11 protein-coding genes are annotated in these 11,630 nt (G+C 68.8%); 6 read left to right on the top strand and 5 right to left on the bottom strand.

Going from position 1 to position 11,630, the window contains the following annotated elements; translation table 11 throughout:
* Positions 1-31: 31 nt before the first annotated feature.
* Complete coding sequence (locus KBW98_RS06630; protein ID WP_211519331.1) at positions 32-646, bottom strand: TonB family protein; 615 nt, start codon at positions 644-646, stop codon at positions 32-34.
* A complete protein-coding gene (locus KBW98_RS06625; RefSeq protein ID WP_211519330.1) occupies positions 643-1,233 on the bottom strand; it encodes a GNAT family N-acetyltransferase in 591 nt (196 codons plus the stop codon). The genes KBW98_RS06630 and KBW98_RS06625 overlap by 4 nt, the downstream gene beginning before the upstream one ends.
* A gap of 228 nt (positions 1,234-1,461) precedes the next feature.
* On the opposite strand from KBW98_RS06625, the gene KBW98_RS06620 reads away from it, so the two are divergent.
* From KBW98_RS06620 to KBW98_RS06605, 4 genes are all read left to right on the top strand, one after another.
* Positions 1,462-2,778, top strand: coding sequence for an aspartate aminotransferase family protein (locus KBW98_RS06620; protein ID WP_211519329.1), 1,317 nt, complete (start codon positions 1,462-1,464; stop codon positions 2,776-2,778).
* A 15-nt stretch (positions 2,779-2,793) separates the two neighbouring features.
* The gene (locus KBW98_RS06615) at positions 2,794-4,293 is read left to right on the top strand and encodes a CoA-acylating methylmalonate-semialdehyde dehydrogenase (protein WP_211519328.1); all 1,500 of its coding nucleotides are present in this window, start codon (positions 2,794-2,796) and stop codon (positions 4,291-4,293) included.
* Positions 4,294-4,397: 104 nt separating this feature from the next.
* Positions 4,398-5,387: an FAD-dependent oxidoreductase gene (locus KBW98_RS06610; RefSeq protein ID WP_211519327.1), complete on the top strand. Its 990-nt coding sequence runs from the start codon at positions 4,398-4,400 to the stop codon at positions 5,385-5,387.
* Positions 5,388-5,476: 89 nt separating this feature from the next.
* Positions 5,477-6,955 carry an NCS1 family nucleobase:cation symporter-1 gene (locus KBW98_RS06605; RefSeq protein ID WP_211519326.1) on the top strand — a complete coding sequence of 493 codons (1,479 nt, stop codon included), beginning with the start codon at positions 5,477-5,479 and terminating at the stop codon, positions 6,953-6,955.
* Here KBW98_RS06605 and KBW98_RS06600 read toward each other — a convergent pair.
* Positions 6,952-7,824, bottom strand: a complete 873-nt coding sequence (locus KBW98_RS06600; RefSeq protein WP_211519325.1) for a LysR family transcriptional regulator — start codon at positions 7,822-7,824, stop codon at positions 6,952-6,954. The two genes, KBW98_RS06605 and KBW98_RS06600, sit on opposite strands and share 4 nt — an antisense overlap.
* 96 nt (positions 7,825-7,920) lie before the next feature.
* Between KBW98_RS06600 and KBW98_RS06595 the strand changes: the two genes are divergently transcribed.
* Positions 7,921-8,562, top strand: a complete 642-nt coding sequence (locus tag KBW98_RS06595; RefSeq protein ID WP_229429025.1) for a hypothetical protein — start codon at positions 7,921-7,923, stop codon at positions 8,560-8,562.
* 129 nt (positions 8,563-8,691) lie between these two features.
* Positions 8,692-9,363 carry a VPLPA-CTERM sorting domain-containing protein gene (locus tag KBW98_RS06590; RefSeq protein WP_211519324.1) on the top strand — a complete coding sequence of 224 codons (672 nt, stop codon included), beginning with the start codon at positions 8,692-8,694 and terminating at the stop codon, positions 9,361-9,363.
* Positions 9,364-9,375: 12 nt separating this feature from the next.
* On the opposite strand, the gene KBW98_RS06585 is transcribed toward KBW98_RS06590, so the two are convergent.
* Positions 9,376-9,804 (bottom strand): HIT family protein, encoded by a 429-nt coding sequence (locus KBW98_RS06585; RefSeq protein ID WP_211519323.1) that lies wholly within the window; start codon positions 9,802-9,804, stop codon positions 9,376-9,378.
* Between the two features lie 28 nt (positions 9,805-9,832).
* Complete coding sequence (locus tag KBW98_RS06580) at positions 9,833-11,578, bottom strand: allantoate amidohydrolase (RefSeq protein WP_211519322.1); 1,746 nt, start codon at positions 11,576-11,578, stop codon at positions 9,833-9,835.
* Positions 11,579-11,630: the final 52 nt, after the last annotated feature.

Raw genomic sequence — 11,630 nt, 5'->3', positions numbered from 1 at the left:
GGGGGGGGGGGGGGCCCCCCCCCCCCAAACCCTACCGTTCCAGCAACTTGAGCGCTTCGCGCCGCATCACGTCCAGCATGCCGTCGCCGGGATTGCGCGCGCAGGCGGCCACGGTGGCGTCGAGCACCGGTCCCATGCCGGGGAAGGAGCGGCCCTTGCCGTCGCGGTGCAGGCTGTAGATCAGCTTGCCGATCGATTCGACCATCACCGGCATGCCGCGGATGTCGCGCTCGGGGAAGACGGCGGCCTGGTAGGCGGCGTCGACGTTGAAGTCGGCGCAGGTCTTGGCCGCGACGGTCGAGGCGTGGTCCTTGCGGAACAGGATTTTCACCAGGCCGCTGCGCGCGCCGCTGACCGGGGTCGCGGCGTCGCTGCGTTCGGCGATGCGGGCGGCCAGGGTGTCGAGTTCCGCCGAGCGCGAGGAGGAACGCACCAGCGCCGCGCGCCGGCCCTGTTCGTCGAGCGTGACCTCGACCAGGGCCTCGCCCTGCACGCCGCGGCGCGCCAGTTCGGCCGGGTAGGCGCCGTCGGCCGGATAGATCACCAGCTCGCGCCACACCGGCACCGTGGCCTGGGCCGCGGCCGATTGCTGGGCGCCTAGCAGGGCCAGCAGCAGCGACAGGCCCAGGACTGCCTTGCTGGTCATGCCGCGCCTCCCTGTGCCGTGCCTTCCTGTGCCGCGCGCTCTTCCCAGTAGCTGCGCAGCAGTCCGTAGAACACCGTGTCGGCATATTCCCCGTGCACCAGCCAGCGCTGCGGCATGTAGCCCTCCTTGCGGAAGCCCAGTTTTTCCAGCACCTTGCCCGAGGCGGCGTTGCGCGGGTCGATGTCGGCCTCGATCCGGTTCAGCTTGGCGGCGCGGAAGCCGTGGTCGAGGGCCGCGCCGATGGCTTCGCTCGCATAGCCCTTGCCCCAGTATGCGCTGGCCAGGGCGTAGCCCAGCTCGCAGCGGTTGTTCTGGTTGAAGAAGTGGTGCAGGTTGACGGTGCCGATCATCTCGCCCGTCTCCGCCAGCTCGATCGCGAAGCGGATATCGGTCTCGTCGCGATAGGCTTCCATGGCGCGCGCGATCGCGGTGTCGGCGAAGGAGATGTCGGTCCAGGGCTCGGCGCTCCAGTAGCGCACCACGGCCGGATCGGAAAAGACGGCGAACAGCGCGGGGGCATCCTGGTGAGTCAGGGGGCGCAGCACCAGGCGCGCGGTGGTGAGGACGGGGGTGGAATAGGTCGACATGTCTCGTTCTTGTCAATGTTTTAACCGCAAGCATACCATTCCTTGCGCGAAAAGTTGGCGCGGCGGACATGCTGATGCGTAACAACATGCTATCGATATCAACGATTGATGCTAATCAATATGGTCGTGTTCCGATTGCAAGGATGGCCATTATTGTTCACACTTTATCATTCCCCCTCGCGCAGCGATCACCTCACCGGTCAGCGCGGGGATGCCAAGGAGAAGTGCATGAACGAGTCCAGGCCCAGCTCGATGGCGTCCTTCTGGATGCCTTTTACGAATAACCGCGACTACAAGACCGACCCGCGCCTGCTGGTCTCGGCCGAAGGCATGTATTACCGCGACGTGGACGGCAGGCGCATCCTGGACGGCACCGCCGGGCTCTGGTGCGTTCCCTGCGGCCATGCCCAGCCCCTGATCACCGAGGCGATCGCCACCATGGCGGGCCAGCTCGACTTCGCCCCCACCTTCCAGATGGGCCACCCGGCCGCCTTCGACCTGGCCGAGGATTTGATGGCGTTCAGCGGCCACAAGTTCAGCCACGTGTTCTACACCAGCTCCGGCTCCGAAGCGGTCGACACCGCCCTCAAGATGGCGCTGGCCTACCACAAGGCGCGCGGGGAGGGCGGGCGCACCCGCCTGATCGGGCGCGAGCGCAGCTATCATGGCGTCGGCTTCGGCGGCCTGACGGTGGGCGGCATCGGCCCCAACCGCAAGCAGTTCGGTCCCCTGCTGCCGGGCGCCGATCACCTGCCGCACACCCACAACCTGCTCAAGAACGCCTTCTCGCGCGGCGAGCCGGACTTCGGCGTGGAACTCGCCGACGAGCTGGAACGCCTGGTGGCCCTGCACGACGCCTCCACCATCGCCGCCGTGATCATCGAACCGGTGTCCGGCTCCACCGGCGTGCTGGTGCCGCCGAAAGGCTATCTGAAGCGCCTGCGCGAGATCTGCGACAGGCACGGCATCCTCTTGATCTTCGACGAGGTGATCACCGGTTTCGGGCGCCTCGGCACGCCGTTCGCGGCCGATTACTTCGGCGTCGAGCCGGACCTGATGACGACCGCCAAGGGCATCACCAATGGCGCGGTGCCGATGGGCGCGGTGTTCTCCAAGCGCCACATCCACGACGCCTTCATGGACGCCCCGGCCGGCATCGAGCTGTTCCACGGCTACACCTATTCGGGCCACCCGCTGGCCTGCGCCGCGGCCCAGGCCACCCTGCGCGTGTTCCGCGAACAGGGCGTGATGGACAACGCGCGCGCGATCCAGCCTTATTTCGAGGATGCCCTGCACGCGCTGCGCGGCCTGCCGCACGTGATCGACCTGCGTTCGATCGGCATCGTGGCCGGCATCGAGCTCGAACCCATTCCGGCCAAGCCGGGTGCGCGCGGCTACAGCGCGCTGAAAAAAGCCTTCGCGGACGGCATCCTGATCCGCACCACGGGCGACATCATCGCGCTGTCGCCGCCCCTGATCCTGGAACGCCGGCACGTCGACGAACTGTTCGGCAAGCTGGCCACCCTCCTGAACAACCTGGACTAGAACGACGAGCGCAGCATGAACGACACATTGATCACTCATTACATCGGCGGCCAAGAAGTCAAGCGCCCAGACGCCCGCACGGCGGAGGTCTTCAACCCCGCGCGCGGCGAGGCCTGCGCGCGCGTGGCGCTGGCCGACGCCGGGGACGTGGACGCGGCGGTGGCCGCCGCCGGCGCGGCCTTTCCCGAATGGGCCGCCACGCCGCCGCTGGCGCGGGCGCGCGTACTGCTGACTTACCTGCAGCTGTGCCGTGCGCATGCCGACGAATTCGCGGCCATGGTCACGCGCGAGCACGGCAAGACCTTCGCCGACGCCAGGGGCGAGGTGGCGCGCGGCATCGAGGTGGTGGAATTCGCGGTCGGCATCCCGCAGCTGCTCAAGGGCGAGTTCAGCGACCAGGTGGCGCGCGGCATCGACGCCTGGTCGATGCGCCAGCCGCTGGGCGTGGTGGCCGGCATCACGCCTTTCAATTTCCCGGTGATGGTGCCGATGTGGATGTTCCCTGTGGCGATCGCCTGCGGCAATACCTTCGTCCTCAAGCCTTCCGAGCGCGCCCCCTCGGCTTCGCTGCTGCACGCGCGCCTGCTGAAGCAGGCCGGCCTGCCGGACGGCGTGTTCAACGTGGTGCAAGGCGACAAGGCGGCGGTCGATGCGCTGCTCGACCACCCGGGCGTCGAGGCCATCAGCTTCGTCGGCTCGACCCCGATCGCGGAATATATCTACGCCCGTGGTTCCGCGAACGGCAAGCGGGTGCAGGCCCTGGGCGGCGCCAAGAACCACATGGTAGTCATGCCCGACGCCGACATGGACATGGCGGTCGACGCCCTGGTCGGCGCCGCCTACGGTTCGGCGGGCGAGCGCTGCATGGCGATCTCGGTCGCCGTGGCGGTGGGCGAGGCGGGCGATCGCCTGGTGGCCGCGCTGGCCGAGCGCACGGCCGCGCTCAAGATCGGCGACGGCATGATGGAGGGCGCCGAGATGGGGCCGGTGATCACGCGCGCCGCCAAGGAACGCATCGAGCGCCTGATCGGCCAGGGCGTGGAGCAGGGCGCGGCCCTGGTGGTGGACGGGCGCGGGCACCAGGTGGCGGGCTGCGAGAACGGCTTCTTCGTGGGCGGCACCCTGTTCGACCACGTCCAGCCGTCGATGACGATCTACAAGGAAGAGATCTTCGGCCCGGTGCTGTGCGTGGTGCGCCTGCCGGATATCGGCAGCGCCGTGAAACTCATCAACGCCAACGAATACGGCAACGGCGTCGCCATCTTCACCCGCGACGGCGGAGTGGCGCGCGAATTCGTGCGCAAGATCGAGGTGGGCATGGTGGGCGTGAACGTGCCGCTGCCGGTGCCGATGGCCTTCAACAGCTTCGGCGGCTGGAAGCGCAGCCTGTTCGGCGACCACCACGCCTATGGCCCCGAAGGCGTGCGCTTCTACACCCGCCACAAGGCGGTGATGCAGCGCTGGCCGGACAGCGCAAGTGCTGGCCCGGAATTTGCATTCCCCCAGATGACCTAGACGGAAAGGATGTTCCGTCGGCGCCGCACTCTGCCCAAGGGTGCGAACCGGCCGCTCCACGGAGGCGGCCGGGTGTCCCAACTACAACTATAAGAGAGTGGCAGATGATGGAATCAGCAGAAACGGCGCTCGCGCCGGCAGTGCAGAAACTAGCGCCAAGGACCCCGGCGGCTTTCACCGGCAAGAAGATCGCGGTCGTCGGCGCGGGACCGGCCGGCATGGCCTGCGCCCATCGCCTGGCGATGCTGGGCAATGGCGTGACCGTGTACGAAGCGCGTTCGCACGAACGCATGCAGGCGGCGCCCCTGCTCATGCTGGAAGAGGAAGGCGCGCAGCAGGAACTCGAGCGCCTGACCTCCTCGGGCCGGGTGCGCATCGAGCATGGCTGCAAGCTGGGCGAGCAGGTCGACCTGGCGATGCTGCACCTGTCGCACGACGCCGTGTTCCTGGGCGTGGGACTGGCTGCGGGACGGGTGCTGTCCCTGACCGGCGACGACGCGCCCGGCCTGCTCGACGCCGGCCGGCACCTGGCGGCGGTGCACTGCACCGAAGACCTGCTGGCCTTGCCGGTGCCGCACCGCGCGATCGTGATCGGCGCGGCGCGCGGCGCGGTAGACATGGCTGCCCGCCTCAAGCGCCTCGGGGCGCACGACGTCACCCTGGTCTACCGCCATGGCCTGGAAGCGGATGGCTACGAGGAACAGACCGCGCGCGCCAGCTACGTGCGCCTGCGCGCCTGGGCCTCGCCGCTGGAAGTGCTGCGCGACGAGCGCGGTAGCGTGCAGGGGGTGCGGTTCGAGCAGACCCGCCTGCGCGACGGCCGCCTGGTCGATACCGGCGGCTTCACCGAGATCGCGGCCCACGCCGTGTTCAAGGCCGTGGGCCGGGCCGGCGACGAGCACTGCCAGCGCGACGACGCCGCCAGCCGGATCTCGCACGAAGGCGACCGCGTGCGCGTCGACCCCTGCCTGCGCACCGCGCTGCCCGGCATCTATGCCGGCGGCGATTGCGTGGCGCCGGGGCAGGGGATCGCCATGGCCCTGCGCCACGGCGCCCTGGCCGCGCACACGATCCATGCCGACCTGCAGTCCTGATGCCGTAACAGGGTGAGGCTGGAAGGTGGCGGCGCGCCTTGGGCGATTGCGCTACACTCGCGCGCACACCCGCCCAGGAGCACCGCCACGTGACCAGTCCGCCCGCCGCCGCCCACAAGGACCTCTGGAACCCTGACCTCGCGCCCACCACCGCCGCCCAGCGCACCTGGCGCTGGTACCACTTCGCCGCGCTGTGGGTCGGGATGGTGATGTGCATTCCCGCCTATACGCTCTCGGCCAGCCTGGTCGAGGCGGGCATGTCGGGCTGGCAGGCGGTGCTGACGGTGTTCCTGGCGAACGCCATCGTGCTGGTGCCCATGCTCCTGATCGGCCATGCGGGCGCCAGGTACGGCATCCCCTACGCGGTGCTGGCGCGCAGCTCCTTCGGCACCAGCGGCGCCAAACTGCCGGCGCTGATGCGCGCCATCGTGGCCTGCGGCTGGTACGGCATCCAGACCTGGTTCGGCGGCAGCATGATCTACACCCTGCTGGGCGTGATGAACGGCGCACCGGTCGGCGGCGAGCCGATTGCGGGGCTGGGCATCAACCTGGCGCAGCTGCTGTGCTTCCTGGCCTTCTGGGCCATCCAGCTTTACTTCATCGTGCACGGCATCGAGTCGATCCGCAAGCTCGAGACCTATACCGCGCCGCTGAAGATCGCGATCTGCTTCGTGCTGCTCTGGTGGGTCGATGAGCAGACCGGGGCGCGCGGCTTCGGCCCGCTGCTGGACCAGCCGTCGCAGTTCGTCGCGGGCGGCAGCAAGGAAGGGCAGTTCTGGACCGCCTTCTGGCCTTCGCTCACGGCCATGATCGGCTTCTGGGCCACGCTCGCCCTGAACATTCCCGACTTCACCCGCTTCGCGAAGTCGCAGCGCGACCAGGTGATCGGCCAGACGGTGGGCCTGCCGGTGCCCATGGGCCTGCTGGCCGCGCTGGCGGTGATCGTCACCTCGGCCACCGTGGTCTTGTACGGCAAGGCCCTGTGGGACCCGGTCGACCTGGCCGCGCGCATGACCGGCATCGCGGTGCTGGTGGCGCTGATCGTGCTGCTGGTCGACACGGTGAGCGTCAACCTGGCGGCCAATCTGGTGGGCCCCGCCTACGACTTCTCGGCGCTGGCGCCGCGCAGCATCAGCTACCGCACCGGCGGCTATATCACGGCCGGGCTGGCGCTGGCCATGATGCCCTGGAAGATCCTGGAGACGACCCAGAACTACATCTTCACCTGGCTGGTGGGCTACTCGGCCCTGCTGGGGCCGATCGCGGGCGTACTGATGGTCGACTACTACCTGGTGCGCGGGACGCGGCTGGACGTGGATCAGATGTACCGCCACGATGGCATCTATTCCTATCGCAGTGGTCTAATGCCCGGCTGGAACATGGCGGCCATCGCCGCCTTCGTGCTGGGCGTGCTGCCGAACATCCCGGGCTTCCTCAACGCCGCCTTCCCCAGCGCCTTCCCGGACGTGGGGCGGGCCTTCAAGACCATCTACACCTATGCCTGGTTCGTGGGCGTGGCGATCGCCGCCCTGGTCTACGGTCTCATGATGCGGCGCCACCGAGGCTAGCCGCCAGGCCGCGCAGCCATTGCGGCGCGCGCCGGGTTCCACACCAGGCGCAGCCGCTCGACCGAGGAAAAGCCCAGGTCTGCCACCTTGATGCCGACCAGCCCGTATTCCTGGGCGGCGAAGGCGGGCAGGTAGGCCAGCGCCCGGCCGGCGCGCACCAGGCCGAGCAGCACCTGCAGGTCGTCGGCCCAGTAGCGGATCGTGCGCGGCAGCAGGTCGTCGCGCCAGCCGTCGGAGCGGCTGCCGCGCGCCTGGCCGCAGAACAGGGAGCGCGCCGGCGAGGCGAAGGGATGGGCCAGCACGTCCTTGACGTCCACCGGCTTGCGCCGCCTGCCGGCCAGCGGATGGCTGCTTGCCGCGATCACGCCCAGGGCCAGCTCGCCAAGTGCCGTCGCTTCCCACTGGGGCGACCAGTGCGGGCTATCCAGGGCCTCGTCCGTCACCAGCGCCGCATGCAACTCGCCGCGCGCGAGCGCCGCCAGGGCGTCGCCTTCGAACAGGGGGTGCAGGTGCTGGCGCGCGCCGGGGTAGGGCTGCAGGGCATCGGCGATGCCGCCGCCGTGGCGCCACAGCAGCACGGCAGGCCCGCCGATGCGGCAATCCATGGCCGCGCTTTCCCCCTGCAGGTCGATGCGCGCCTGTTCCGCCAGGTCGAGCAGGACCCGGGCGCGCGCCAGCAGCATGGCGCCGCGCTCGTTCAGGACCAGCTGGCGCGTGCTGCGGTCGAACAGCGGCAGGCCGAGTTCCTCTTCGAGGCGCCTGAGGGCCTTGGACACGGCGGAAGGCGTCAAATGCAGCTCCGCGGCAGCCGCATGCAAGGAGTCGTGGCGCGCGACGACGGTGAAGACGCGCAGGTCGGGCAGGTTCATGTTTCCAATTGGGACACAAGAGATGAAAATTCGTTGCTTCTAAGGAAACGTGTTCCGGCGTACTATGCCCGACTTTCGATCCAGGAACAAGCCACCATGAATCCATTGCGCCGTGCGCTGCTGCTGCTTGGCTGCGCCATCTCCACCGGGGCCCTGGCCCATGATCCCAGCTACGGCTCGCACGGCATGGCCCTGTTCGGCGACAAGGACGGCCTGTACGCCTCGCACCTGCCGCTGTTCCGCGCGCCGCACGACGTCCAGGCCGTGCTGCAGGTGCGCCTGGCCGACGCGCGGCTCGACCGCGAGCTGCGGGCGCGCATGCAGGGCACGACGGCCTTGTGGACCATCGATCCCGAGCACTTCGAGCTGTCGCGCCTCGGCCCCGGCAGCGCCGCGCCGCTGCGCGGCTTCGGCGCCGATGTCTACAGCGGCCACTTCGAGCGCGGCGGCCAGCGCCTGTATGCGGGCGCCCGGTTCGTGGTCGAGAAGGTCGTCTACTTCCACCGTCTCGACCCGGCCATGCGCCAGCGTGCCGAGGCCGAATATCTGCCGGTAGGGAAGTACCTGTTCAAGCGCCTGGACAGCCGGCCCGACTACGACCACATCGTGAAGCTTGCCGCACCGGTGGCCGCGCCGATCACGATCCGCAAGCAAGGTTTGGGGAATCCCGAGGCCGCGCTCGGCCGCGGGGCGCCGGTCATCGGCAGCGTCTACTTCGAGACCGGCGACTTGCGCTGACGCGCCGGCCCAACATACCCGAACCCAAATCGCATGAAATGCCGTTAACTTAAAGAAAAGTAACTTTTCTTTTTGACAAAAGATCAGCCCAACCATACATTATGTTTTTTTTAATCAGTATGTACAGCGATGAAACTTCTTCCTGCCTTGGCACTGGTCCTCGCTTCCGCTTCGGCGCAAGCGACGGTGATCACTTATAACTTCTCCGGCGTGTTCGGGGCCCCGGTGCGCGCTTCGTTCGGGGGCGCAACGTCGCCGGAACCCGTGTTCCTGGATCTCGTCAAGGCGGGCGAGCAGTTCTCCGGCTCGTTCAGCTTCGACACCGACGCGGTTGCCACTTCCTACGCCGGCGACCCCTTCCGCTGGGCGACCTATGCCACCCAGGAGTTCAAGCTGCAAGGCTCGGCGGCCTTGAGTGCGGCCGTGCCGTCCTGGGGCGTGGGCAGCATCCAGGTCACCGACGACAACGATCCGTGGATGAGCGGCAATCCTGTCGACGAGCTGATCGCCACCGCCGGAGCCGCGCCGGACGGCCAGCACAACCTGTCCTTCGTGCTGCGCATGAACCCGGGCAGCAGCAATGCGTTCCACGATTTCCGCGTGCCGGCCGGCTTCAACGGTTTCACCGACGCGACGCTGTCGTTCTACCTGTTCCACTCCGAGGTATTCGTCTACGACATCGTCAACGCCCAGGTGAAGGTCAGCCTGGACGGCGCCCCGGCCGAAGTGCCGGAGCCGGCCACCGGCCTGCTGCTGCTGGCGGGCCTCGGCGGCCTGGCCGCGCTGCGCCGCCGCCGCTAAGTCCAGGCGGTCTCAGTCCGCGCCGGGCAGGGCGGCCGCGATGCGCGCAGCCAGCGCGCGCAGCTGCTCCATGTCCGCCTGCTCGACGGCATGGGGCCGCAGGGGCGCGGCATCGAGGCGCGGCACGATGTGGAAGTGCACGTGCGGTACGGTCTGGCCGGCCGCGCGTCCATTGAACTGGGCGATCATCACGCCCGGCGGATTCAAGGCCGCCTTCACCGCCGCCGCGATCCTTTGCGTGGTGCGCATGCAGGCCGCCGCGCTCTCCGGCGACAGCGCGAAGATCTCGGCCGCGCCTTCCTTCGGCAGCACCAGCACATGGCCTTCGGCCTGCGGCATGATGTCCATCATCGCCAGCGTCATGTCGTCTTCGTAGACCTTCACGCAGGGCAGCTCGCCGCGCAGGATTTTGGCGAACGGGTTCTGGGAATCGTAGCTCATGCTTGGTCCTGTCGAATAAGGGATAGGTTCAGGCCAGGCGGCGCAGGAAGTCGAGCAGCACCTGGCCCGCGATCTCGGCGTCGTCGGCCGTCATGGTCTCGAGCGGATTATGGCTGATGCCGCCGTTGCCGCAGCGCGTGAACAGCATCGCCACCTCGGTCACCTGGGCCATGCGCATGGCGTCGTGGCCGGCGCCGGAAGGCAGGTCGAAGCGCGGCAGGCCGGCGCGCACTAGCGCTTCGCCCAGCCCGTCCATCAGGCGCGGGGCGCAGGGCACGGCCTCGGCTTCCACCAGCTTCCACAATCGTTCTTCGATGCCGCGGCGCGCGCAGATGGCGCTGATGCCGGCCAGGATGTCGTCGACCGCCGCCAGGCGCTGGGCGTCGTCGGGCGCGCGGATGTCGAGCGACAGGCGGCAGGCGCCCGGCACCACGTTGACCGATCCGGCGGGCACCTCGAGCTGGCCAACCGTGCCAACCAGGGCGCCGCGCCCGGCGCAGCGCTGCTCGACCAGCAGCACGATCTCGGCTGCCGCCGCCGCCGCATCGCGGCGCATGCCCATCGGCGTGGTGCCGGCGTGGCTGGCCACGCCGGCCAGCTCGACCAGGTAGCGCGAGCTGCCGGCGATGGCCGTCACCACGCCCAGCGGCAGGCCGCGCTCCAGCAGCACCGGTCCCTGTTCGATGTGGACCTCGACGAAGCCGAGCAGCGAGGCCGGGTCGCGCGCGATGGCAGGAATGGCGGCCAGGTCGTGGCCCGCCGCCGCGAGGGCCGCGCGCATGCTGACGCCGTCCGCGTCTTCCTGCTCCAGCAGGGCAGGGTCGAAGCTGCCCGTGACCGCGCTGCTGCCCAGGAAGGTACTGCGGAAGCGCACCCCTTCCTCCTCGGCGAAGCCGATCACTTCCAGGTGGAAGGGCAGGCGCTCGCCGCGCTCGTTCAGGTGGCGCGCCAGGGCAATGGGCAGCAGGATGCCGAGCCGGCCGTCGTACTTGCCGCCGTTGCGCACCGTGTCGTAGTGCGAGCCGGTGATGAGCGTCTTCGCGTGGTCATCGGCGCAGGCATAGCGCCCGACCACGTTGCCGACCGCGTCGATCCGAGCGTCCATGCCGGCGGCGCGCATCCACTCCATGATCTGCGCGGCCGTGGCCCGGTGGGCCGGCGTCATGTAGGCGCAAGTGAGATCGGTATCGCTGTCGCTGATGGCGCCCAGGGTTTCGGCCCATTCCATCACTTGCGGACCGAAGGCCTGCTCCACGCCCAGCAGCTCCTTGAGGCGGATCTCGGCGATGCGGTGTACCTGGCGCAGGCACTCGCGCTGCTCGTCGGCGGGCTGGTTCTTCAGGCGCCGCGCGAAGGTTTCGATCACGGCGCGCCGCGTGAGCCCGCGTCCCGTCGGTCCTTTGACCGCCAGGATGAAGGGGAAGCCGAATTTCGCGTTGTACTGGGCGTTCAGGTCCTGCAGCGCCGTGTATTCCTCGGGCGTGCAGCGGTTCAGGCCCGAGCTGGCCTGCTCGCTGGTCGATTCGGCCGTCAGTTCGCCGGCGACCGCCGCCTTGCCGGCCAGTTCGGGGTGGGCGCGCAGCAGCGCCAGCTGCTCGTCCTGGGCCGCTTCGGTGACCACGGCCTGCAGGGCCAGCTTGAGCGCGGCCAGGCTGGCGAAGGGCCGGCGGACGGCGGCCCGCTCCGCGATCCAGGGAGAGTGTTCGTAGATGCCGCGCAGGCGCTCGACGAAAACGGGCGCATCGCAGGCATTGAGTTCGGTGAGTGTGGTCATGGCTGTCCGTCGTTCGAGCACTGGATGATAAATCCTGCAAGTCCCGCCTTTC

Origin of the sequence: Massilia sp. ST3 (assembly GCF_018119405.1) — a bacterium.
GTDB lineage: Bacteria > Pseudomonadota > Gammaproteobacteria > Burkholderiales > Burkholderiaceae_D > Telluria.
The sequence above is the reverse complement of the archived record's forward strand: the minus strand, read 5'-3'. Positions and strand labels throughout refer to the sequence as shown.